Source organism: Marinobacter sp. LQ44, from assembly GCF_001447155.2.
GTDB lineage: Bacteria > Pseudomonadota > Gammaproteobacteria > Pseudomonadales > Oleiphilaceae > Marinobacter.
Genome location: NZ_CP014754.1, coordinates 766,396 through 790,836, shown reverse-complemented (window position 1 = coordinate 790,836; position 24,441 = coordinate 766,396). Strand labels below are relative to the sequence as shown.

Sequence of the window (24,441 nt, the reverse complement as noted above, 5' to 3'; positions counted from 1 at the left end):
GGGTGAAAAGGTTAACTGAGAATCTGTTGCCGCCATTCACTGACCCGAAGCATCAGGTCAGGTACGTCGATACGGGTCAGGCGACCGTCCTGTAATTGAGGTACGCCGTGAATCCAGCTGTGGCTTACTGCCCGGCCATGGTTGCTGTAAACCAGGTGGGATGCCGGGTCGTAGACCGGCTGCAGGAAGGGATCGCTCAGGTCCACGGCAATCAGGTCTGCCAGCTTGCCGGCCACCAGGGAACCCAATTCCTGTTCCCGTCCAAGCGCTCGGGCGCCGCTCAGGGTGGCCATTTCCAGCGCCCGGTGGGCGGACAATGCTGAGGCATCCCCAGCCACTACCTTGGCGACCATGGCGGCGGTTTTCAGTTCACCGAACAGGTCCAGATCGTTGTTGCTGGCGGCGCCATCCGTGCCGATGGTGACATTGATACCGTGGTCCATCAGTGTCTGCACCGGGCACAGGCCGCTGGCCAGTTTCAGGTTGGATTCCGGGCAGTGCACGATGTGGGCGCCTGAGCGCACCAGCTGTTCCAGGTCCGAATCGTCAATCTGGGTCATGTGCACGCACTGGGTATTCCTGCCAAGAACCCCCAGTTCTGCCATCCGGGTAACGGGGCGTGAGCCCGTGGCTTTCATCGCTTCATCTACTTCGAAGGCGGTCTCGTGCAGGTGCAGCTGGATGGCCGATCCGGTTTTTCCGGCCAGGGCGACGGCGTCTTTCAGCGGCTGGTCAGAAACCGTGTAGGGGGCATGGGGGCCAATCGCCGGCATGATGTATTCGTCACCCTGCCATTGTTCGATCAGAGCCTCCCCTTTGCGCAGGTACTCGTCCGGCCCGGAACCCCAGACCGTGGGCATATCCATCAGCGGAAAACAGACCTGGGCGCGCATTCCGGCGTCGTGGGCCGCCAGGGCCGTGACTTCCGGAAAGAAGTACATGTCGGAGAAGGTGGTGGTACCGGTACGCAGCATTTCCGCCATCGCCAGCCGCGTGCCGTCCAGCACAAACGGCTCGCTGACGAACCTGCCTTCGGCGGGCCAGATGTGGTCGTTCAGCCAGGTCATCAGTGGCAGGTCATCGGCCAGGCCCCGGAACAGCGACATGGCGGTGTGGCCGTGCAGGTTGATTAGTCCCGGCATGACCACATGACGGTCAAGGTTAACCGTTTCGCGGGTGCGGTATTTCTGGTCTGCCTCTGATTGTGGCAGCACGTCTGCAATGCGGCTGCCCTGCAGGATCACCGCCTGGTGCTCCAGTACAACGCCGAAGGGTTCAACGGGAATCAGCCAGCGGGCGTTGATTCGACTATCGGCTGCAGTGATGGTGTCTGCCGTCATTAACCTGCCTTTGTGTTGTGGGGCTTGGCCAAGCCCTGACATTCAGCTGCAAAGTATAACCAGCTGCCGAGGGCAGAACTACCCCGGCGGCAAGGTCATGCCTTGCCGGAAGGGCATTGATGCTCAAACCGGGCAGGCAAACGGGCGCCTTGGCGTTATACTGGCGGTTTTCAGTCACCGGAATGGAGTTGACTATGGCAAAACACACTGCCAATCGATCGATGGGCACCGTGGCCCTGCGCTGGCAGGGCGATAGCCTCGAGTTGCTGGACCAACGCCTGCTGCCCGCAGAAGAGCATTGGATTAAAGCTGAAGGCGCTTCCGGTGTCGCCCAGTGCATTACCGATATGGTGGTGCGTGGAGCCCCTGCGATCGGCATCAGTGCCGCCTATGGTGTTGCCCTGGCCGCCAGACACGCGGGCGCAGGCGATTGGCGGGCAGAGGTGCACAAGGCCATTGACGAGCTGGCGCAATCCAGGCCAACGGCGGTTAACCTGTTCTGGGCTCTTGAGCGCATGAAAGGCGTTTTTGAGCGTTGTGAATCCCTGGCTGAAGCCACCCGTCAGCTGGCCGCCGAGGCAGTGCACATTCATGAGGAAGATCTGGCGGCGAACCTTGCTATGGCGGACCATGCGCTGGAAGTCATGGCGCCGGAAAAGGCCATGTCGGTGCTGACGCACTGCAATACCGGTGCCCTGGCAACCGGCGGCTATGGCACGGCGCTCGGTGTGATACGCCGGTTGCACGAGGAAAAGCTGCTGAGCCGTGTGTACGCGGACGAAACCCGGCCCTGGTTGCAGGGCAGCCGGCTGACGGCGTGGGAGCTCACCCGCGACAATATTCCGGTTACCCTGAACGCCGATGGCGCTGCGGCGGCCATCATGGCGTCGGGAAAGGTGAAGTGGGTGGTGGTCGGTGCCGATCGAATTACCGCCAATGGCGATGTGGCGAACAAGATTGGTACTTACAATCTGGCGGTTCTGGCCCGTCATCACAAGGTTGGTTTCATGGTGGTGGCACCCTCCAGCACGGTGGATATGGCGTTGGCGTCTGGCCAGGATATTCCCATTGAAGAGCGTGATGGCACCGAGGTTCGGGAAATCCGGGGAATTCCGCTGGCACCGGCTGGCGTTGAGGTGTTCAACCCGGTGTTTGATGTGACGCCAGCCAGCCTGATTGATGCGATTGTTACGGAAAAAGGTGCGGTCAGGAATCCGAACATCACCGGTATGCGTGCATTATTTGCTTGAGGGCGCTTTTTTCTCGGTAGGCCCGGAGGGCTGCAGGCTTGCCTTCAGTTCCTCCATCTCGGCTTCCTGCTGTTCGATAAAGTGCATCGACATCTCGAAGCTATGGCGGGTGAACTCCAATACCTTGCGGAACCCTTCGTCCGAGAGATTGCGGGCGTCATCATGGCGCCGGAAGATATTGATAAATTCCCGCTCCCGCTCGAACTGCAGGGGAATTCGGCCGATGCCCCAATCGTTCAGAATCTGCCAGACCTCCGGATTATAGTTCCGGGTGGTGCGCATGATGAACGGAATAGGATCGTTCCTGGCGATCAACGCCGCCAGACGCAAGATGAGCTCGAAAGAAAGGGTGGATGTGCCGTTTTCGATAGCCTCAAGCAGGGACTTATCCTTGAGGTTAAGCGCCTCGCTCATCTCAGACAGGGTGAGGCCGGCCACCTCCCGGATGTCTTTCAGGGACTGACCAGCGGCGAGCATGGTTCGCAGCTGATCCTGGGAATTGACCAGTGCCCGGCCAACCCGCAAGGAGGTATCGGTGGCCCGGGCACCCAGCCGGAGTGCCGAACCGGTAAAGCCTACAATGCGGTCGAGGATGCCATCGGAGGTTTTATTCCGGCCGCCGGACGGTTCAATGCTCTCCACCTGTTCCATGGAGCGCATGGCATGGAGCGCGTCCAGCAGCATATCCTGCAGGACGCGGGCCCGTTGGCTGCTTTCCGGTTGATCCTTCGCTGCCGGGTCAGTCATGGCGATTATCTGGCTTCAGCCTTGGCGGCAAATTGCGTTGGCTTCAGGATAGACGCGGTACGCTGATCAAGCTCAAGCAGGTCGGCCATGATATGGCCGCCTTCCCGGATCACAAAGTCCAGCTCTTCGTCGGTGCTGTCGAGATCAGCGGCCTGTTCGTCCTGCCATTGTTCCAGCTCATCCAGGGTCTTGAACGGCTCTTCTCCGCGCAGTTCCCGACGTGCGTTGGCAATGGTCAGCCGAGTCCGCTCGATCTGTTCGTGGTGCGCCTTGCGTTCATCCATATTCAGGCTGACGTAGGTCATTTCACGTTGCTTGGTCAGGAATTCAATTTCCTGCTCCAGCAGGCTGAATTCCGGGCTGGCAGAGAACCGGGCTTCATGACGCTTGCGCAGCTCGTCAATCACACCGCTGAAATCAAAGTACCGGGTGTGGGGAACGGCTTCGATCTGATCCCAGGGCAGTGCATGATCCAGCGCGTCTTCGCCGATTCGCGACGTATCGACCCGTGACGGAATCTCGATATCCGGAATGACACCCTTATGTTGGGTAGCCCCCCCAGACACTCGATAGAACTTGGACTGGGTGATCTTCAACTGGCCATGGTTCAGTGGCCGCACGGCTTGAACTGTACCCTTGCCGAACGTCTGAGAGCCCACCACCAGGCCACGGCCGTAATCCTGAATGGCGCCGGCAAAGATCTCAGAGGCCGAGGCACTCATGCGATTCACCAAAACCACCAGGGGGCCGTCGTAGGCAACCGAGGGGTCTTCGTCGTTAAGAATCTGCACATCATTATTGGCGTTACGAATCTGCACGGTGGGGCCCTTGTCGATAAACAGGCCTACCAGGTCATTGGCCTCATGCAGGGCACCGCCACCGTTGTTGCGCAAGTCCATAACGACCCCGTCAACACCCTGTTGCTTGAGGTCTTCCAGCAGCCTGCGAACGTCCCGGGTAGTGCTCTTGTAATTGGGGTCGCCGGCCTGCATGGCCTGGAAGTCGGCGTAGAAGGTGGGAATGGTGATCACGCCAACACGGTAGGTTTCACCGGAACGGTCCAGCTCGATGACGTCCTTGCTGGCGCTTTGCTCTTCCAGTTTGACTTCATCCCGGCTGATGGCGATTGAGCGGGTAACACTCTCGTCAGCGGCATTGGCCGGAATGACTTCCAGAGTGACAGTGGAGTTACGGGGGCCACGTATCAAGTCAACCACCTCGTCCAGACGCCAGCCAATGACGTTGACCGGCTTTTCGCCCTCCTGTGCCACGGAGATAATACGGTCTGCCGTTTGCAGTTGGCCCTGCTTGGCGGCGGGGCCACCGGGCACCAGGCGAACCACTTTGGTGTATTCGTTGTCGGATTGCAGGACCGCACCAATGCCCTCAAGCGACAGGCTCATGTTGATGTTGAAGTTTTCAGAGGTACGCGGAGAGAAGTAGGAGGTGTGCGGGTCCCACATGCCAGCGAAGGCATTCATGTACGCCTGGAAAGCGTCTTCGCTGCGCGCCTGGTAGGCGCGTTTGAGCTGGCCTTCATAACGGCGACGCAGATTGTCTTTGATGGTGTCGTCGTCAGTGCCGTTCAGACGCTGGGCCAGCACGGCGTTCTTGATTCGTTTAATCCACAGTGCGTCTAGGGCTTCCTGGTTGGGTTCCCAATCGGCCTTGGAGCGATCCACCCGAATGCGTTCATCGGTGTTGAAATCGAGCTCATCCAGGCCGTTGTCAATAACGTTCAGGGCAAACTGAAGTCGTTCGATGATGCGCTGCTGAACCAGGTTGTAGATCTCGAACCCCGGCTGAAGCTGGCCTGTTTTCAGGGCGGAACCGAGCCGGGCCTTCGCTCTTGCGAGCAGGTCGATATCATGCTGAGACAGGTAGATGCGCTGGCCATCCAGGTATTTCAGGTACGCATCGAATACGTCGCCAGACAGCTCATCACTGATGCCGAGATTACGGAAATGTGTGAATTGCAGTTGGCGGGCAATCAGTATGTTGGCCCGGGCCTGGTCTATGGTCGGGGCGACGGGCTGGTAAACCGCCGTGTCGTCAATTTTTGCCTGCGCGACGGACACGCCAGACATCAGCAAAGAGAGTGTCAGTGCTGTGCAAGCGCCCACCCTCCTGGCTCTGGATGGCTTGGCGTGACGCTGCATGAGTTTTTCCGCAATGGCCATAAATGCATACCTGACGATACTGGACGGCTTAACGATCTGGTTTCAGCCTAACATGTTCAGACACCGATGACTTTGACGACGGCTCTGACCCTCAATAAATTTATTGTAGGCAACCGCTACACCTGTTGCCATAGGCCATGGGTATCGCTTCGTGACAATATGTCCATATACGTTGCTGCCTATCTTTTAAGATTGGGGCAGGTTGCAGGAAGTAAAGAGGAGGGGGTGTAAAATGGCCGGAGGAGAAATCCCTCCGGCCGGTAGGGTCAGGCGAAGGACTCGTTGTTTTCTGCCTTTTGCAGAAGCAGTGCAGGTGGTGTGAATCGCTCCCCATAGTGGTCAGCCAGCTGCTGTGCCCGCTCGGCAAAAGCACGAACCCCGTACTGGTTGACAAACTGGATGGCACCACCGGTCCAGGGGGCGTAGCCGATGCCAAAGATACTGCCAATGTTGGCATCTTCCACGGTTCTCAACACGCCTTCCTCGAGACAGCGGATGGTCTCGATCGCCTGCATGAACAGTATGCGGTCTTTTAGATCCTGCAGCTGCACCTTTCGGGCCTTGGCCTGGTCCACAAACAGGTTCTCCAGTTCCGGCCACAGGTACTTCTTACCTTTCTCAGGGTATTCGTAGAAACCGGCGCCTGCGGCTTTGCCCTTGCGGCCGTGGGTATCCACCATGGCATCGATGACGGCTTCGGCCGGATGCGGCTGCCAGGTGCCACCGGCGGCTTCGGTGTCTTTCTTGCTTTGCGCGCGGATGTTCTGCATCAGGGTCATGCTGACTTCGTCGGAGATGGCCAACGGCCCCACGGGCATGCCAGCCAAAAGCCCTGCATTCTCGATGCTGGAGGGGTGAATACCCTCAGCCAACATACTGATGCCCTCGTTCACGAACGTACCGAACACCCGGGACGTGAAGAAGCCACGGCTGTCGTTCACCACAATGGGGATCTTGCCGATCTGCTGCACATAGTCGAACGCCCGGGCCAGGGTGTCATCAGAGGTTTTCTCGCCGACAATGATTTCCACCAGCTGCATTTTGTCCACCGGTGAGAAGAAGTGCAGGCCGATGAAGTTCTCCGGCCTGGAGGAGGCCTGGGACAGTTGGGTAATGGGGATGGTGGAGGTGTTGGAGGCAAAGATGCCGTTGGTCACCATTTTTGGCTCGGCTTCCTGGGTAACCCTGGCTTTCAGGTCGCTGTCCTCGAACACGGCTTCGATGATCAGGTCGCAGCCTTCCAGATCGTCAGCGGAAGCCGTGGCCTTGATACGAGCCAAAACTTCGTCTTTCTGGGCTTCGGTCATGCGGCCGCGGCTGACTTTCTTGGCCAGCAGGTTCTCGGAGTAGCTTTTGCCTTTCTCGGCGTTTTCGGTGGCGACGTCTTTCAGAACCACCTCAATGCCGCGGCTGGCAGTGGAGTAGGCTATGCCTGCGCCCATCATGCCGGCACCCAGTACACCCACTTTTTTGAATGTTTCCGGGGCGACACCGTCCGGGCGGCTGCCGCCAGCCTTGATGGCGTTGAGCTGGAACCAGAAGGTGCCGGTCATATTTTTGGCAACCTGGCCGGTGGCCAGTTCGGCGAAGTAGCGGGTTTCAATCAGGCTGCCATTGTCAAAGTCTACCTGGGCGCCTTCCACGGCGGCGGCCAGAATTCGCTCCGGCGCTGGGTAGCAGCCTTTGGTCTTCTGCTTGAGCATGGCGGGCGCGATAGCAAGTTTCTGCGCCATGGCAGGGTGGTGCGGGGCGCCACCGGGGAATTTGAAGCCCTTCTGATCCCAGGGCTGCTGGCACTTGGGATTAGCCTCGATGAAGGCCCGGGCCTTGGCAATCATGTCTTCCGGTGAATTGGCCAATTCATCCACGATGCCCGCTTTCAGGGCCGATTTCGGATTCACCTTCTTGCCTTCCATCAGGAACGGGAAAGCGGCTTCCAGGCCGATCATCCGGGGCAGGCGCTGGGTACCGCCACCGCCAGGCAGCAAGCCAAGGGTGACTTCCGGCAGGCCCAGTTGGGTGCGGTCGTCATCAATGGCGACGCGGTGATGGCAGGCCAGGGCGAGTTCCAGGCCACCACCCAGAGCGGTGCCGTTGATGGCAGCCACCACAGGTTTGCCACAGGTTTCCAGCGCCCGCATGTCGGCTTTCAGGCCGTTGACCATGTCTTCGAATTCTTTGGCCTGCTCGCGGGTGACTTTGTACAGTTCGTTCAGGTCGCCGCCGGCGAAGAAGGTCTTCTTGGCGGAGGCGAGAATGATACCTTTGATGTTGTCCAGGTCACCTTTGACCTTATTGACGGTTTCGGTCAGTGCGGTGCGAAACTCGCCGTTCATGGTATTGGCGGACTGGCCTGGCATGTCGATGGTCAGGGTCAGAATCTGGTCTGAACCCAGTTCGTATTGGATGGCACTCATGGTCGGTTCCTTTATTGGGTGAAAGTGGCGTTCAGACGCGCTCGATGATGGTGGCAATGCCCATGCCGCCGCCCACACACAGGGTGGCCAGGCCGTAGCGCAGTTCACGGCGTTCCAGTTCATCCAGCAGGGTGCCGAGGATGATGGCGCCGGTAGCACCCAACGGGTGGCCCATGGCGATGGCGCCGCCATTGACGTTCACTTTCTCGTCCGGAACGGACAGTTCTTTCTGGAAACGCATCACCACCGAGGCGAAGGCTTCGTTCACTTCAAACAGGTCGATCTGGTCCACGGTCATGCCGGCTTTCTCCAGCGCCTTACGGGCAGCAGGGGCCGGGCCGGTGAGCATGATGGTGGGGTCGGTGCTGGTAACCGCAGTGGCGACAATGCGGGCGCGGGGCTTCAGGCCCAGTTCTTTGCCTTTGGCTTCGCTGCCGATCAGCATGGCGGTGGCGCCGTCGACAATGCCGGAGGAATTGCCGGCGTGGTGCACGTGATTGATCTTCTCTACGTAGTGATACTTCTCTCGGGCGACGCCATCAAAGCCCATTTCGCCCATCATCTGGAACGAGGGCTTGAGGCCGGCAAGGGATTCTACGGTGGTGTTACCGCGTACATGCTCGTCCCGGTCCAGGATGACCACGCCGTTCTGGTCGGTGACCGGCACAATGGATTTCGCAAAGTAGCCCTTATCCCAGGCGCTGGCCGCTTTTTGCTGGGATTTCACAGCAAAGCCATCGACATCTTCGCGACTGAAGCCTTCCAGAGTGGCGATCAGATCGGCACCGATGCCCTGAGGCATGAAACCGGTGTGCAGGTTGGTTTCCGGGTCGGTTGCCCAGGCGCCGCCATCGGAGCCCATCGGAACGCGAGACATCGCCTCGACACCACCGGCAACCACCATGTCTTCCCAGCCGGAACGCACTTTCATGGCAGCCAGGTTAACGGCTTCCAGGCCGGAGGCGCAGAAACGGTTCAAGGTGACGCCGGCCACTTTTTCGTCCCAGTCGGCTGCGAGTGCGGCAGTTTTGGCGATATCCGCGCCCTGATCGCCCACGGCGGTGACACAACCCATCACGATGTCGTCTACCTGGGCGGTATCGAGCTGGTTACGCTCCTGCAGGGCCTTGAGCACGGTGGTCAGCAGGGAGATGGGTTTGACGCTGTGCAAAGATCCGTCTTTCTTTCCGCGGCCGCGTGGCGTGCGGACGGCATCGAAGATGTACGCCTCGGTTGTCATGGTTGTTCCTCTGTTGATTGTTTTCCGGGCACGTTAGATTCAGAGCAGTAACCATAGCGGTTACTCGCTGCGCTGGGTAATGACAGGCGCTGCCAATCCCATTGGCTAAATTGCTCAGTCACAATGACAGCAGGCGGTTCGCCTTCTATGTTGAAGAGTAGATCATCAGCAAGCAGGCATAGGTGTGGTTATGTCACTGAGAGACGCGATCGACAACTTCTACGAACGGCTGGTGCTGGACGCCATTGATGCCACTCGGCAGGAAACGGACACGGCGGATTACCTGACAGACGTGATGTGTGTGGCTTTGAACCGGTTGCCCGCCCGCTACTATCGGCATACGATTGATATGATGTTTTATCTGGCGGATGAAGAGTTGAAAGAGATGAAACAAAAATCCCTGGCCGCGGTGAAGCAGGCCAGGGATTTTGTCAGTGAGCACCAGCGGGACTGAGTTCAGTCTGACGCAAGCATGGCGTCCAGCGCCCGGTTCAGACGGTCGGCATTTTCCGGCGTTACATCATCGCCGCCAGGCTGGCTGCACCATAGGGCCACCAGTCTTTCCAGTTCTTTGAGGGGCGTTTCGGTCTCGCCATTACCGAGCCCCTCGGCCAGCCTCTGAACCTGAATTTCCATCCGGCGCTGCTGGTCCTGTTCCGGAGTGGGTGCGCCCGCCAGAATTTCGGCCCGTATGGCCAGATCTTTGCCAGCTAATCGGTCGGTCCCGTTGCTCAATTTGGCCCAATGGGACGGCAGGGCATCGTCGGCCAGGCGTCCCTGGGCCTTGTCGGTGATCAGCGTTTTCCAGGACTCGAGGGTATTGGCCATTGCTCTGGCCTGGGTAATCCTGTCCAGCCGTTGCCGCAGCTGTTGAACCCGGTCTTTAACCTCGCCCGAAAGCGCGCCGCCGGCAATCTGCTTTACCGCACCCCGGGCTTCACTCAGCACGGCGTCATCGGCTTCTGCGTTTAGGTGTTGGTATTGGGCCAGCACGGCCTGTGCGGCCTGGTCCGCCTCTTCTGTCGCCTGCTGGCGCGCTGAACGCTGGGCATCCCGGCGCGCGAAAATCTGGTCACAGGCTTTGCGGAATGCCTGCCACATTTTGCGATCTTCCCGGTGACGGGTAATGCCGATGGCTTTCCATTCGGTTTGCAGTGCCTTCGCCTGCTCCATGGCTTCCTGCAGGGGTTCGTGCTCGATCAGTGCCCTTGCGCGGTCAACAATGGCCTGTTTCAGGGCTTCGTTCTTCAGGCGTTCCTCGTCAAGGGGGCGCTCCAGCTGTTTGAGAAGCTCGTCGAAACGCTTTTGTACCTGGCGGTTGTCCTTGAAATCCACCGGCCAGGCGCTTTTCCATTCCTGGCGGGCAGTTTGGTGAATGCGCTCTGCCGCCTTCCAGTCGATGGTCGACCAGTCGGCATTGGCCAGGAAGTGCTCCAGCTGGACACAGATCGCTTCCCGCGTGTGCAAGTTGGCCTGTTTCAGGTCGGATTTTGCTTCAAAGTAAGCTTTGCAGGGCTCGTAGGCTGCGTCGGATGCCGCCTTGAAACGGCTCCATAGGGAACGATCGGATGAACCGCCCAGTTCACGCCACTCGTTTTGTAAGGCTTTGATTCGCTCGGCCTTGGCTTCCGGTTCAATAGGCTGATCCGCCAGATGCTCCATTTGCTCGCAAAGGGCGAGTTGCTTGGGTTCCGTGGCAAACCCTTGCCAGTCGCTCAGCTCCCGAAACTGGCCGGTGAGCAGTTGCATTCGAGCCTGAAGGTGTTTGCGCTGGCGATCGTCCAATTGCTGGAACTGGTTCTGGGCGAGCTTGAGTAATTGTTTCGACTCTTTGAACTGCTTGGCCTCAAGGGCGGCCTCCAGCTTTGGCAGCGTGTCATGCAGCGCCTCGGCGACGGCTTTCTGCTTGTCCCGGTTGCCGCCGGCCGGTTGCGCTGGCCGTGGTTTGCCCGCCAGTTTGCGAACCGGCGCAAGCTCAGCTGGCTGGGGGAAGTCGGATGGCCACTCAATTTCTTTCAGCAGCTCCAGAGCTTTCTGACGATGGCCATCGTCAGCCTCTTCAGTACCTGCTACCTGTGTCAGCTCAGAAAGAGCGTCCCTGGCCTGGGTAAACCTGCGAACGGCGCTGAGATAGTTGCGCAGCGCCAGCATTCGCGATTCGTAATCTTTTTGCTCCTGCTTCTCTACCTGGGTATCCCGGGTGGCTTCCAGCCATCGGTTTTCCTGGGTTTTTTGCAGGGCGTCCAGGGCGGAGAGGGAGGGTAGGGTGCTGGATTCCTGGGAAGTCAGGTCGTTCAGGGTCTGCTCAAGCAGGGCCAGTGTCTCTGAGCGTTGAATCGCCTGCTCCTGGTGGCGAGCCTGTTCCTGCCGCGCTTGTGCCATCTGTTTCAGGCGCTCCCGGCACCGGTGCACGGCCTCCAGAAACTGCTGGGATTGCTCTGCTGTGGCATTTGCCTGGACCTCACTCCAGCTATCCTGCAGTGCTTCCAGCCGTGCCTGATAGAGTTTGAGGTCTTCACTGGCGGCCTGATCTTCAGCCTGGCCGATCAGAGTTTGGATTCTCTGGCGCACAGCTGCTTCGGCAGCTTGCTGTTCCTTCAGGCCTTGAAGGGCCTGCTTGACGGTCTGGTAAACGCTCTTGTCCCGGCCCTTGGCCTGTTTCTGGACCTGTTGTAGCTGGTGCTCATCTGTGAGAGCGGCGGCAGCTTCTAGGCGGATGGCTGCGGTCAACCCGTCAATGGCTAATGTGGCCAGTAGGGCTTGGTCTGGATTACTGTCCAGTTGTTGTTCCTGTTGCTCTTTTAGGAGTTGCCTGGTTTCTTCCTGTGAGGGTTGACTGGGTTCAGATTTTTCCGGTTTCCGTGGTGCGGTTGCCGGGTTGGCCTTGCGGGACTTGAACAGTTTCTGAATGAATGCAGCCATACAAAGGTATCCTTCGGGATTGAAACCAGTCAGCAGTGGCGGCAAAGTGGGCCGCCACTGTTCATCGGCTCACAGGCGTGGGCCGGGTAGTTAGAAGACGGGCGATAGTCTAGCGTTTTGGATGCATTTGCGGGAAGGGGCTTTATGGCAAAACACGAAAAAGAGCAGGACCCGGAATACAAAGCCCGCTCTGCGGCATTGCGCCTGCTCGCCCGCAGAGAGCACAGTCGTTACGAGCTGGCGCTAAAACTGCGGCAGCGGCGTATTGCAGGCGATCTGATTGATTCTGTCCTGGATGAGTATGAGCGCGAAGGCTGGTTGGACGATCAGCGCTTTGCCGATGTCTATGCCCGGCAGAGAATGGACCTCGGCTATGGGCCGTTGAGGATCCTGGCAGAGCTGCAACAGCGGGGCGTTCATCTCACACCGGAATGTCTCGAGGTGGTCTCGGAAGAGGGCTGGTGTCAGCGGGCTGTCCGCTTACGTGCCAAACGGTACGGCCTGGGGCGACTGGATGACGATTTGCCGGAGAAACTGCGGCAGGCTCGATTCCTGAGTCGCAGAGGTTTCTCCGCGACTCAGGTAGAACGAGCGCTGGAAGCGCGTGAGGAAGATTGTGGCGATGAGTGCACGTGGTGAGTCTCGGGAGGCGCTTGCCCACTTACAGCGTGGGCGGAATCACCCCCAGTTCCGGCGGCAAGGCTGCCCGCAAATCCGGACCTGGCGCCTCAGGTGATTCTGCCAGTACTGCTTTTTCTTCAGGCTGCCGATCAAGCCACACCACTTCCTGATCAGCGTCAGGTTTGGGTTGGTCGGGCTCCGTGATGCGGGTCAGTACATCGTAATACCGACGAATATTCTGCACGTACACCACAGGTTCGTGGCCACGGGCGTAGCCGAAGCGGGTTTTGGTGTACCACTCTTTCTGGGCCAGCAGCGGCAGAAACTCTTTTACATCCATCCAGCGATCCGGATCTCTGCCGGCGGACTCCGTCAACCTTCGCGCATCTTCCAGATGGCCAAACCCGACATTGTAAGATGCCAGGGCGAACCAGGTGCGGTCAGGCTCTGGAATACGCTCGGGAATCTTGGCGTGCACCATCTTGAAATAGCGGGCGCCACCTTCAATGCTCTCCTCGGGGTCAAGGCGGTTGTTGATACCAATGTAGCTGGCGGTGTTGCGGGTGAGCATCATCAAGCCCCGAACCCCGGTGGGTGACACGGCATTCGGGCGCCAATGGGATTCCTGGTAGCCGATCGCAGCGAGCAGTCGCCAGTCAAGGTCAATGTCTCTTGCGTAGTCCTGGAACAGCGACTGGTACTTTGGCAGGCGATTTTCCACGTGGTGCATGAATGTGCGTGCACCCACATAGTTTAAACGGTCGAGATGGCCGTAAAATCGTTCCGCCAATTGTGCCATCGAGCCATTATCCCGGGCCCTCTCCAGAAAACCTGTGGCAGCGTTCGCCAGTGTTTCATCCTGGGCGATCGGAAACAGCCACACCAGGTCTCTGGGCTCACCCAGAGCAAACCCTTCCTTAACCATGGGAAAGTAAACGTGGTTGAGGTCCAGCTCATTGGATGAAACCGCGGCGTAGGCAATGTCTCCGGTTTCCACTCTCGCCAACAGCCCCGCAGCATCCAGTCCGGGATGCACGTGCCGTTGAATCTGGGCACCCTCTGGGTCATCGGCAATCAGGTGCTCATGGTTGCTGTCAGCGAGCAGGTGCAGGGTTTCACCGCCAAGGTCGGCCAGCGAGCTGGGGCGGGAATAGTCCCGGTTATAAACCACAACCGATTGCGCTTGCACGCCGATGGGAACGGCGCGATACCGGCTTTCGAAATCGGGTTGCTCTGTCATGCCGGCGAGGCCGATGTGGGCGTAGTTCCGCGAGAGAACGGAGAGAATCTCGGTGTTGTCTTCGGCCACCCGCACACGGAGTTCAACCCCCAGTTCTTCAGCGAACCGGCGGGCAAGCTCGTAATCATATCCTGTCGGTGCGTCTCGACCCTCGTAATAAATAGAGGGCGCTACGCGGGTAATCACGTGAAGCACACCAACGTCCCTAACCTCCTGCAACGTGGTCGGGCGGGAACATCCGGTCGCGGACAATGCGGTGGTCAACACTAACGCCAGCGGAAGACTGGTACTACGAAGATGCCTGAAAAATCGCGACAAATCCCTGATCTCCATATAGCTCAATGTTCAGGAGGTTGTGACCGGGTCACTGTTTTTCCTGTTTTATGATGCCTGAGGCTTTCCTTGCTGCCACCCAATGATCCCCTGAGCCGTCGGCGGGGTCAATCAAACTGATTAATTACTGTGCAAAACAATGTTAATTGTACACGCGTTAAAGAACCTACCTTGCGCTGTATCCTGCGTTCGGTTTCAAGTATCATGGCGGCCTTTCAGACGTCCCCCGATTCGCGCGATACAGGTTGATATCATGCTTGAACTTCGCGGCGCTCCCGCGCTCTCGCCTTTCCGTTCCAGAAAGCTGCACTCCCGCATTCAGAAACTTGTTCCTGATGTGGAGCATGTATACGCGGAATTTATGCACTTTGTGGATCTCGATGCCGACCTTTCCGATTCGGAACAGGCAATACTTGATCGCCTTCTGACTTACGGGCCCAGCGTTGAACTGGAGCAGCCAGATGGTGTTCTGTTCCTGGTGGTCCCGCGCCCGGGAACACTCTCTCCCTGGTCCAGTAAGGCCACCGATATCGCGCGCAACTGTGGCCTGCGGCAGATTCGCAGAATCGAGCGCGGCATTGCCTACTACGTGCGGTCTTCCAGCAAACTTGGCCTTGAGCAGCGCGAGAAAATCGCCGCTCTGCTGCATGACCGGATGACCCAGAAGGTGTTCCATGAGATGGGCGGGGCAGAGTTGCTGTTCAGCCATGACGAGCCCAGGCCACTGGGACGGGTGCCAGTGTTGGCTGGTGGCCGGAGTGCTCTGGTTGAAGCAAACGGGCGCCTGGGCCTTGCCCTCGCGGACGATGAAATCGATTACTTGGTAACAGCGTTTACCGACCTTGAGCGTGACCCCACCGACGTCGAGCTGATGATGTTTGCCCAGGCGAACTCGGAGCATTGCCGCCACAAGATCTTTAATGCTTCCTGGGATATTGACGGCGAAGGTCAGGAAAAATCCCTGTTTGCCATGATCAAGAACACTTTCGAGATGAACAGCGAAGGTGTGCTCTCTGCCTATAAGGACAACGCTGCAGTTATTACCGGCAGCGAGGCGGGCCGTTTCTTCCCGGCGCCGGAAACCGGCGTTTACCGTTATCACCGGGAGCCAGTGCATATACTGATGAAGGTGGAAACCCATAACCACCCGACGGCTATCTCACCGTTTGCCGGTGCTGCGACAGGCTCCGGTGGCGAAATCCGTGATGAAGGGGCGACCGGTCGTGGCTCCAAGCCCAAGGCGGGCCTTGCCGGCTTTACCGTTTCCAACCTTAATATTCCGGGCGACGAGCAGCCCTGGGAGTTTGGTTATGGCAAGCCGGAACGGATCGCCTCGCCGCTGGATATCATGATTGAAGGTCCTATAGGTGGTGCCGCTTTCAATAACGAGTTTGGCCGGCCCAACCTGGCAGGTTACTTCCGGACCTTTGAAGAGAAGGTTCCCGGTGCGGCAGGCGAAGAAGTGCGTGGTTACCACAAGCCCATCATGATCGCCGGCGGCCTGGGTAACATTCGTGAGAATCACGTCGAGAAGGGCAATATCCCGGTTGGTGCCAAACTGATTGTGCTGGGCGGCCCTTCTATGCTGATCGGACTTGGTGGTGGCGCTGCGTCCTCTATGGATTCCGGTTCCAGCAACGAAAATCTGGATTTTGCTTCGGTTCAGCGGGACAACCCGGAGATGGAACGCCGGTGCCAGGAAGTGATTGACCGTTGCTGGCAGATGGGGGAGGACAACCCAATTTGCTTTATCCACGATGTGGGCGCCGGTGGTCTCTCCAATGCCATGCCTGAGTTGGTCAAAGACGGTGGCCGGGGCGGCAAGTTCGAATTGCGTGATATCCCGAGTGACGAGCCCGGCATGTCGCCCCTGGAGATCTGGTGTAACGAATCCCAGGAACGGTATGTGATGGCTGTGGCGCCGGAAAATCTGGACTTGTTCGATGCCCTTTGTCGTCGTGAGCGCTGTCCTTATGCCGTGATCGGTGAAGCTACCGAGTCGCACCACCTGGAACTGGGCGACTCCTACTTTGATGACAAGCCCGTCGACCTGCCAATGGAAGTGTTGTTTGGCAAGCCGCCGAGAATGCATCGCAGCGTTGCGCGTTCGTCGTTTACCAAGCCGATCTTCGATTCCACCAAGATCGATTTGCACGACGCAATTCGACGCGTACTCCGCTTGCCATCGGTGGGCTCCAAGAGCTTCCTGATTACCATTGGTGACCGCACCATTACCGGGCTGGTCGCCCGCGATCAGATGGTTGGTCCCTGGCAGGTGCCGGTTAGCGATGTGGCTGTTACTGCGGCGTCCTTCGACGTGCGCACAGGTGAGGCCATGGCCATGGGCGAGCGCACACCCCTGGCGGTAATAGATGCCCCCGCCTCTGGCCGCATGGCCGTCGGTGAAGTGATTACCAATCTGGCGGCGGCAGCGATCGGCAAGCTTTCTGACATTCGCCTGTCGGCGAACTGGATGGCTGCAGCCGGTCACCCCGGTGAAGACGAGAATCTTTACGAGGCCGTCAAAGCCGTTGGTATGGAATTGTGCCCGTCCCTGGGTATTACCATTCCCGTGGGCAAAGACTCCATGTCGATGAAAACCACCTGGGAAGAGGACAACGGCGAGCAGAAGAGTGTGACCGCACCGCTGTCTCTGATTGTCAGTGGTTTCGCGCCGGTAACCGATGTTGCCCGCACACTTACCCCCCAGTTGCGATCGGATGCTGGTGAAACAGACCTTATTCTGATTGATCTGGCCGCAGGCCAGAATCGTCTTGGTGGCTCGGCGCTTGCGCAGGTATACCGTCAGGTTGGAGCAGTCGCGCCTGACCTGGATGATCCGGAAGATATCAAGGCTTTCTTTGCAGTTGTCCAGGGCCTGAACGCCGACGGCAAACTGCTGGCCTACCATGATCGCTCCGACGGTGGTCTGTTTGTCACCCTGGCCGAAATGGCGTTTGCAGGCCGGACCGGTCTGGACATCAAACTGGATGGTCTTGCTGAAGACAGCTCCCAGTTTGCCCGTGAACTGTTCAACGAGGAACTGGGCGCTGTGATCCAGGTTCGCCGTGACGACACCAGTTTTGTCCTGCAGCAGTTCTCGGCCGCCGGCCTGGGCGACCATACCAGTGTTGTGGGCACACTGAATGACAAGGACCGTGTGCGCCTGACATTCGGCGGTGACACTGTGGTGGATGAATCCCGCAGTGAACTACAGCGGCTGTGGGCGGAAACCAGTTACCAAATTCAGTCCCTGCGGGATAACGCGGACTGCGCCCAGGAGGAATTTGACAACCTGCTGGATGAGAGCGATCCGGGGCTGAGCGTCGATCTTGCATTCGATATCAATGAAGACGTTGCGGCGCCATTTATCAATGCCGGTGCACGGCCGAAAGTTGCGGTGCTTCGGGAGCAGGGCGTTAACGGTCAGGTTGAAATGGCCGCGGCGTTTGATCGGGCTGGGTTCGAGGCGATAGACGTTCATATGAGCGACCTGTTGTCTGGCCGCATTACGCTGGAGGCGTTCCAGAGCCTGGTTGCCTGTGGTGGTTTCTCCTACGGCGATGTGCTGGGCGCTGGCGAGGGCTGGGCGAAGTCCATTCTGTTCAATGACCGGGTGCGTGATCAGTTTGCGGCCTTCTTCAACCGTCAGGACACCCTTGCGTTGGGCGTCTGCAATGGTTGTCAGATGCTTTCCAATCTGCATGAACTGATTCCGGGAAGCGAAGGCTGGCCGCGTTTTGTGCGTAACCAGTCCGAACAGTTTGAGGCCCGTCTGGTCATGGTGGAAGTGGCGCCGTCACCGTCTGCGTTCCTTGATGGCATGGCCGGCTCCCGCATGCCGATTGCCGTTGCCCACGGTGAGGGGCGAGTGGAGTTTGCCTCTGGTAATTCAGCTCAGTCGCTTGCGGACAACGAGTTGGTGGCCATGCGATATGTGGACAACCGGGGTCAGCAGACCACGCGGTATCCCTATAACCCGAACGGTTCAGAGGCTGGCATCACTGGTGTTACTTCCCGGGATGGCCGGGTGACCATCATGATGCCGCACCCAGAGCGGGTATTCCGGGCGGTGCAGCATTCCTGGCGGCCTGATGGCTGGCAGGAAGATGGTCCCTGGATTCGCATGTTCAGAAATGCTCGGCGCTGGATTGGCTGATTACATCAGCCAATCCAGGCGTGGTGGAAACCGGTCTGCAGAGTGTCCCTGACGGGGCATTTCTCGGACCGGTTTTTTTGTGCTCAATGATGAGGCTTGCTGCGCAAAAAGTGAGCAAATAAAATCGCTAAAAAGTTCTGAAATTTGTCAGTCAAGGCCTTGACTGGAGAACTTTATGCACATTCTTGGTGCTTTGCTGGCTGAACTGTGAACAAAGTCCAAGAATTGCGTTCATTTTTTGGTCGAAGGCTGTAAGGCATTGAAAAATATAAATAAAAACAAATGGGCGATTTTGTCGCCAATTTGAGGGGAGGTCAGTAACTGTGGGGGTTGGAGGCGGATTCCCAAAAACTTTCCCCAGAGTTATCCACAGATTCTGTGGGTAAGTTTGTAATGCCTTGTTCCGGATAAAAGTTGACCAATTTGAGGGTGACTATGTACAAGCTTTGCTACTTCGTACCGGCGAGCCATATTGAGCAAACCAAGCAGGCATTATTTGATGTTGGCGCGGGAAAAATCGGTGATTACGACAGCTGTGCATGGCAGTGCGAAGGCGAGGGGCAGTTCCGCCCCCTGGCGGGGAGCGATCCGTTTCTGGGAAGCCAGGGAGAGCTTGAGCGTGTTAGGGAATTCAAGGTGGAACTGGTGTGCAGCGACGAGCTTATCAAGCCTGCCGTCGATGCACTCAAGCAGGCCCATCCTTACGAGGAGCCCGCCTATGAGGTGTATCGCCTTGAAACGTTCTGATCAGGCTTTTTTCGCCATTGGGTGGCGAATATCGGTGACATGGACGTTGTAGGATTCAGACTTCATATCCGCAAGGAACAGCTCAAGCGTCTTGCGCACCGTGGGGAAAGATATCTCATCCCAGGGAATATCGCCGGGTTCGAACAGCTTTGATTCCAGGGATTCTTCTCCGGCGCCGAATAGACCGTCTTTGAGTGTGGCACGGTAGAACATGTGGACCTGGTTGATGTGCGGTACATCAATGATGGAGTAGAGCCCCTGAATGTTCACTTCCGCCAGTGCTTCTTCACGGGTTTCCCGGGCTGCCGCTTCTATCGTCGTTTCCGCGTTTTCCATGAAGCCTGCTGGCAGAGTCCAATAGCCATACCGGGGTTCGATGGCTCTGCGACACAGCAGGATCCTGCCCTCCCACACTGGAACCGTACCGGCAACAATCCGTGGGTTCTGGTAATGTATGGTCTCGCAGCTTATGCAAACATAACGGTGCCGATTGTCGCCCTCAGGAATGCGTTGCTCAACCGGTTGGCCGCAAGTGCTGCAATACTTCATCGTTTTCCCCGTATACTGAGTGTCCGTTGGTAGTCAGTTTAACGATCCGGACTGCCTGTGTCTCACTCAATATCAGGAAGTTGCCGGAGTAAAGAGTGCAAGACCTGTTAACCGAGCGATTGTCGAATTACGCGCCCAGACAACTGGCACTGGACTACCCTGAAGCCGGTATCCTGGTGCCTATTACGGATAACGAGCGTGATCCGGAGATGATTTTTACCCTGAGGTCATCCAACCTCAAAACGCATCGGGGGCAGGTGGCCTATCCTGGCGGCAAGCGGGATCCTGACGACGCCTCCCTGATTGCAACCGCACTGCGTGAAACCCACGAAGAAATCGGTCTGCCCCCGGATCAGGTAAAAGTCATTGCGCCGTTAAGCCAGGTTATGTCGCTGCACCGTATCCTTGTCACTCCATACGTGGGCGTTGTGCCAGGCGATCATCCCCTGGAGCCAAACCCCCACGAGATCGAAAGTGTCTTCCGTGTTCCGATCTCCTGGTTCCTGGAAGATCAAAGGGAGCGTACCGACACGCTCAGTTTTCTGAACAGCACTCTGTACGTGCCCTGCTATCGTTGGCAGCAGTATCAGATATGGGGGTTGTCGGCGGTGGTGCTGGTCGATTTTCTGAATGCTGTGTACGATGCCGGAATCGATATTCTCGAGCCACCCCGTTGAACTAGCCGGAGAGATTGATGTTTTACAGAATTGATCAATATCAGCCAGAAAAGGAAGGCGATGGCCAGTTTGTCGCCCACAACGCCACGGTGATCGGGCGCGTAAAGCTGATGGAAAAATCGAGTATCTGGTTCAATGTTGTCATTCGTGGTGATAACGAACTGATTACGATCGGCCCCGAAACGAACGTACAGGATGGCTCAGTACTGCATACCGACCCGGGCATTCCGCTAACCCTGGGGCGTGGGGTGACGGTTGGCCACAAAGCCATGCTGCACGGATGCCAGATCGGCGACTACTCCCTGGTTGGGATCAATGCGGTGATTCTGAACGGCGCGAAGATTGGCAAACACTGCCTGATTGGAGCAAACACGTTGATTCCGGAGGGTATGGAGGTACCAGATGGCTCGATGGTGGTGGGCTCTCCGGGGAAAATTCGCCGCGAACTCAACGATAACCAGAAAAAGATGCTTGAGCTCAGCGCAATGCACTATGTAAAAAATGCCGAGCGCTACCTGGCGACACTGACCAAGGTGGATATCTGAAGATGAAGGTGGCCGACAAGGTTCGATCGCCGTGCGTGAATGTTTGCGCGCTGGACGAAAATGACATTTGTATCGGTTGCCAGCGCACAGGAGATGAAATCCTCCGCTGGACCACCATGAGTAATGACGAGCGACGAGAGGTTCTGCGCAAAGTGGCGGAACGGGAAAAGCAGGTCGCACTCTGACAGTAACAGGACATCAAACTATATGACTGGTTCAAATAGAACGGTGCGTATCGGCACGCCTCTGAAGCCATCGGCCACCCGTGTGCTTTTTTGCGGCGCCGGAGAGCTCGGTAAAGAGGTTGTTATAGAGCTGCAACGTTTCGGCATAGAGGTGATTGCAGTCGACCGATACGAGAATGCGCCTGCCATGCAGGTTGCGCATCGGAGCCACGTTATCGATATGCTGGATGGTTCAGCGTTGCGCGCCATCATTGAAGCGGAGAAGCCGGACCTGATCGTTCCGGAGATTGAGGCAATTGCCACCGCTGAGCTGGTTCGGTTGGAAGAAGAAGGTTACAACGTGGTGCCCACCGCCCGGGCGGTTAACCTGACCATGAATCGAGAGGGCATTCGCCGGCTCGCGGCTGAGGAGCTTGGGCTAAGTACATCAAAGTACCGTTTTGCCGGTACCCGGGAAGAGTATCTGGCCGCCATTGATGAGGTCGGGTTGCCATTGGTGGTGAAGCCGGTTATGAGCTCGTCCGGTAAAGGTCAGAGTACGGTGAAGAGTGCAGCGGAGGTAGAAGCTGCCTGGGAATATGCCCAAACCGGTGGACGGGCTGGTAAGGGTAGGGTAATCGTCGAAGGCTTTGTGGACTTCGATTATGAAATAACGCTGCTGACAGTGAAGCATCGCGATGGTGTTTCATTCTGTGATCCGATTGGTCACAGGCAGGAAGACGGCGATTACCGTGAGTCATGGCAGCCACACCCTATGTCCGATGCCGCGTTTGCGCGAGCAACCGAGATTGCTCGGGCGGTGGTCGAGAATCTGGGTGGCTACGGTATCTATGGTGTTGAGTTGTTCATTAAGGACGACCAGGTATGGTTTTCGGAGGTTTCTCCCAGACCCCACGATACTGGCCTGGTCACCTTGATGTCCCAGGACCTTTCAGAGTTCGCGCTGCATGCCCGCGCCATTTTGGGTATGCCCATTCCTGCCATTCGCCAGCAGGGCCCAACCGCCTCGGCGGTCATCCTGCCGGAGGGAGATTCCGGTAACGTGGTATTCTCCGGGCTGGAGCATGCCCTGTCAGAGCCTGATACTCAGGTTCGTCTGTTCGGTAAGCCGGAATTGAAGGGGCGTCGGCGTATGGGTGTGGCCCTTGCAAAAGGGCGCACGATAGAAGAGGCTCGCCAACGTGCGATCAAGGTAGCGCAGCAGGTTAAAGTGGAGCTAAACTGAGTGGCTGGATGAGGGGTGTCGGTGGACTGGAAAACGGCTTTCTAAAAAAAGTTCAAAGACCCCGTTGACTCCTCAGCAGAGGTCTGTAGAATGCGCATCTCGCTTGAGGGGCTGGCCACTGAGAAGAGGCAAAACCTTAGTGATAACTGCTTGAAAGCGCTGAAGAAAATGTTTTGAAGATTCTTCAGAAAGCGGTTGACAGGGAAGCGGTTCAGTGTAGAATGCGCGCCTCGAAACAAGCAGTAAGCCGGGCAGTTTTTCGGCGGTTTTCGGAAGCGGAAACAGCGAAAAATAAACGGTTGACAGGGTGGCGGAACGATGTAGAATACGCGGCCTTGATTGAGCAACAGCTCAAACGCTCTTTAAAAAGTTAACCAAGTAATTCGTGTGGGCGCTGGCCGAGGTATTTCGGATACGAAATATCAGGACAGTGACTCGTCGAAATTGAGTTTTGTCTTGAGCAAGAATTAAGAGCTTACGGGTTCTTGTATGATTTAAACTGAAGAGTTTGATCATGGCTCAGATTGAACGCTGGCGGCAGGCTTAACACATGCAAGTCGAGCGGTAACAGGGGGTGCTTGCACCCCGCTGACGAGCGGCGGACGGGTGAGTAATGCTTAGGAATCTGCCCAGTAGTGGGGGATAGCCCGGGGAAACCCGGATTAATACCGCATACGTCCTACGGGAGAAAGCAGGGGATCTTCGGACCTTGCGCTACTGGATGAGCCTAAGTCGGATTAGCTAGTTGGTGGGGTAAAGGCCTACCAAGGCGACGATCCGTAGCTGGTCTGAGAGGATGATCAGCCACATCGGGACTGAGACACGGCCCGAACTCCTACGGGAGGCAGCAGTGGGGAATATTGGACAATGGGGGCAACCCTGATCCAGCCATGCCGCGTGTGTGAAGAAGGCTTTCGGGTTGTAAAGCACTTTCAGTGAGGAGGAAGGCTCAAAGGTTAATACCCTTTGGGATTGACGTTACTCACAGAAGAAGCACCGGCTAACTCCGTGCCAGCAGCCGCGGTAATACGGAGGGTGCAAGCGTTAATCGGAATTACTGGGCGTAAAGCGCGCGTAGGTGGTTTGATAAGCGAGATGTGAAAGCCCCGGGCTTAACCTGGGAACGGCATTTCGAACTGTCTGACTAGAGTGTGGTAGAGGGTAGTGGAATTTCCTGTGTAGCGGTGAAATGCGTAGATATAGGAAGGAACACCAGTGGCGAAGGCGGCTACCTGGACCAACACTGACACTGAGGTGCGAAAGCGTGGGGAGCAAACAGGATTAGATACCCTGGTAGTCCACGCCGTAAACGATGTCAACTAGCCGTTGGGACTCTTGAAGTCTTAGTGGCGCAGCTAACGCACTAAGTTGACCGCCTGGGGAGTACGGCCGCAAGGTTAAAACTCAAATGAATTGACGGGGGCCCGCACAAGCGGTGGAGCATGTGGTTTAATTCGACGCAACGCGAAGAACCTTACCTGGCCTTGACATCCAGAGAACTTTCCAGAGATGGATTGGTGCCTTCGGGAACTCTGAGACAGGTGCTGCATGGCCGTCGTCAGCTCGTGTCGTGAGATGTTGGGTTAAGTCCCGTAACGAGCGCAACCCCTATCCCTGGTTGCTAGCAGGTAATGCTGAGAACTCCAGGGAGACTGCCGGTGACAAACCGGAGGAAGGTGGGGATGACGTCAGGTCATCATGGCCCTTACGGCCAGGGCTACACACGTGCTACAATGGCGCGTACAGAGGGCTGCCAACTCGCGAGAGTGCGCCAATCCCTTAAAACGCGTCGTAGTCCGGATCGGAGTCTGCAACTCGACTCCGTGAAGTCGGAATCGCTAGTAATCGCGAATCAGAATGTCGCGGTGAATACGTTCCCGGGCCTTGTACACACCGCCCGTCACACCATGGGAGTGGATTGCACCAGAAGTAGTTAGTCTAACCTTCGGGAGGACGATTACCACGGTGTGGTTCATGACTGGGGTGAAGTCGTAACAAGGTAGCCGTAGGGGAACCTGCGGCTGGATCACCTCCTTAAACGAAGCCGAATGCTTCGGTCAGAGT

The 24,441-nt window shown here is 57.4% G+C and carries 17 protein-coding genes and 1 rRNA gene; 10 read left to right on the top strand and 8 right to left on the bottom strand.

Going from position 1 to position 24,441, the window contains the following annotated elements:
• Positions 1–11: 11 nt before the first annotated feature.
• On the bottom strand, positions 12–1,340 hold the full coding sequence (locus ASQ50_RS03725; RefSeq protein ID WP_058090215.1) for a TRZ/ATZ family hydrolase: 1,329 nt from the start codon (positions 1,338–1,340) through the stop codon (positions 12–14).
• Positions 1,341–1,534: 194 nt separating this feature from the next.
• Here ASQ50_RS03725 and mtnA point away from each other — a divergent pair, with 194 nt between their 5' ends.
• Positions 1,535–2,590 carry an S-methyl-5-thioribose-1-phosphate isomerase gene (gene mtnA / locus ASQ50_RS03720; protein ID WP_058090214.1) on the top strand — a complete coding sequence of 352 codons (1,056 nt, stop codon included), beginning with the start codon at positions 1,535–1,537 and terminating at the stop codon, positions 2,588–2,590.
• Here the strand turns inward: mtnA and ASQ50_RS03715 are convergent.
• The 4 genes from ASQ50_RS03715 to ASQ50_RS03700 all read right to left on the bottom strand — a co-directional run bounded on the left by ASQ50_RS03715 (position 2,579) and on the right by ASQ50_RS03700 (position 9,174).
• Entirely contained in the window at positions 2,579–3,337 is a 759-nt protein-coding gene (locus ASQ50_RS03715; RefSeq protein WP_058090213.1) for a helix-turn-helix domain-containing protein, read from the bottom strand. The genes mtnA and ASQ50_RS03715 overlap by 12 nt on opposite strands.
• A 5-nt stretch (positions 3,338–3,342) precedes the next feature.
• Positions 3,343–5,517, bottom strand: coding sequence for a carboxy terminal-processing peptidase (locus ASQ50_RS03710; protein ID WP_058090212.1), 2,175 nt, complete (start codon positions 5,515–5,517; stop codon positions 3,343–3,345).
• A 266-nt stretch (positions 5,518–5,783) separates the two neighbouring features.
• Positions 5,784–7,934 carry a 3-hydroxyacyl-CoA dehydrogenase NAD-binding domain-containing protein gene (locus ASQ50_RS03705; RefSeq protein ID WP_058090211.1) on the bottom strand — a complete coding sequence of 717 codons (2,151 nt, stop codon included), beginning with the start codon at positions 7,932–7,934 and terminating at the stop codon, positions 5,784–5,786.
• A 31-nt stretch (positions 7,935–7,965) separates the two neighbouring features.
• Complete coding sequence (locus ASQ50_RS03700; RefSeq protein ID WP_058090210.1) at positions 7,966–9,174, bottom strand: acetyl-CoA C-acetyltransferase; 1,209 nt, start codon at positions 9,172–9,174, stop codon at positions 7,966–7,968.
• 190 nt (positions 9,175–9,364) lie between these two features.
• On the opposite strand from ASQ50_RS03700, the gene ASQ50_RS03695 reads away from it, so the two are divergent.
• On the top strand, positions 9,365–9,628 hold the full coding sequence (locus ASQ50_RS03695) for a late competence development ComFB family protein (RefSeq protein WP_058090209.1): 264 nt from the start codon (positions 9,365–9,367) through the stop codon (positions 9,626–9,628).
• Between the two features lie 2 nt (positions 9,629–9,630).
• Here ASQ50_RS03695 and ASQ50_RS03690 read toward each other — a convergent pair whose 3' ends face one another.
• The gene (locus ASQ50_RS03690) at positions 9,631–12,096 is read right to left on the bottom strand and encodes a DUF349 domain-containing protein (RefSeq protein ID WP_058090208.1); all 2,466 of its coding nucleotides are present in this window, start codon (positions 12,094–12,096) and stop codon (positions 9,631–9,633) included.
• Between the two features lie 144 nt (positions 12,097–12,240).
• Here ASQ50_RS03690 and ASQ50_RS03685 point away from each other — a divergent pair, with 144 nt between their 5' ends.
• On the top strand, positions 12,241–12,735 hold the full coding sequence (locus ASQ50_RS03685) for a regulatory protein RecX (RefSeq protein ID WP_058090207.1): 495 nt from the start codon (positions 12,241–12,243) through the stop codon (positions 12,733–12,735).
• Between the two features lie 22 nt (positions 12,736–12,757).
• On the opposite strand, the gene mltF is transcribed toward ASQ50_RS03685, so the two are convergent.
• Positions 12,758–14,290 (bottom strand): membrane-bound lytic murein transglycosylase MltF, encoded by a 1,533-nt coding sequence (mltF, locus tag ASQ50_RS03680; protein WP_058090285.1) that lies wholly within the window; start codon positions 14,288–14,290, stop codon positions 12,758–12,760.
• A 253-nt stretch (positions 14,291–14,543) separates the two neighbouring features.
• Between mltF and purL the strand changes: the two genes are divergently transcribed.
• Positions 14,544–18,449: a phosphoribosylformylglycinamidine synthase gene (gene purL, locus ASQ50_RS03675; RefSeq protein WP_058090206.1), complete on the top strand. Its 3,906-nt coding sequence runs from the start codon at positions 14,544–14,546 to the stop codon at positions 18,447–18,449.
• Between the two features lie 435 nt (positions 18,450–18,884).
• Entirely contained in the window at positions 18,885–19,196 is a 312-nt protein-coding gene (locus ASQ50_RS03670; RefSeq protein WP_058090205.1) for a YqfO family protein, read from the top strand.
• Here the strand turns inward: ASQ50_RS03670 and ASQ50_RS03665 are convergent, their stop codons facing one another.
• Positions 19,197–19,745, bottom strand: coding sequence for an NUDIX hydrolase (locus tag ASQ50_RS03665; protein ID WP_058090204.1), 549 nt, complete (start codon positions 19,743–19,745; stop codon positions 19,197–19,199). It lies immediately after the preceding gene.
• A 95-nt stretch (positions 19,746–19,840) separates the two neighbouring features.
• Here ASQ50_RS03665 and ASQ50_RS03660 point away from each other — a divergent pair, with 95 nt between their 5' ends.
• The 5 genes from ASQ50_RS03660 to ASQ50_RS03640 all read left to right on the top strand — a co-directional run bounded on the left by ASQ50_RS03660 (position 19,841) and on the right by ASQ50_RS03640 (position 24,414).
• Positions 19,841–20,422: an NUDIX hydrolase gene (locus tag ASQ50_RS03660; RefSeq protein ID WP_058090203.1), complete on the top strand. Its 582-nt coding sequence runs from the start codon at positions 19,841–19,843 to the stop codon at positions 20,420–20,422.
• A gap of 17 nt (positions 20,423–20,439) precedes the next feature.
• Positions 20,440–20,967, top strand: a complete 528-nt coding sequence (locus ASQ50_RS03655; RefSeq protein WP_058090202.1) for a gamma carbonic anhydrase family protein — start codon at positions 20,440–20,442, stop codon at positions 20,965–20,967.
• Positions 20,968–20,969: 2 nt separating this feature from the next.
• Positions 20,970–21,152 carry a DUF1289 domain-containing protein gene (locus ASQ50_RS03650; RefSeq protein ID WP_058090201.1) on the top strand — a complete coding sequence of 61 codons (183 nt, stop codon included), beginning with the start codon at positions 20,970–20,972 and terminating at the stop codon, positions 21,150–21,152.
• Positions 21,153–21,174: 22 nt separating this feature from the next.
• Positions 21,175–22,377: a formate-dependent phosphoribosylglycinamide formyltransferase gene (gene purT / locus ASQ50_RS03645; RefSeq protein ID WP_058090200.1), complete on the top strand. Its 1,203-nt coding sequence runs from the start codon at positions 21,175–21,177 to the stop codon at positions 22,375–22,377.
• 496 nt (positions 22,378–22,873) lie between these two features.
• A 16S ribosomal RNA gene (locus tag ASQ50_RS03640) occupies positions 22,874–24,414 on the top strand.
• The last annotated feature ends 27 nt before the right edge of the window (positions 24,415–24,441 follow it).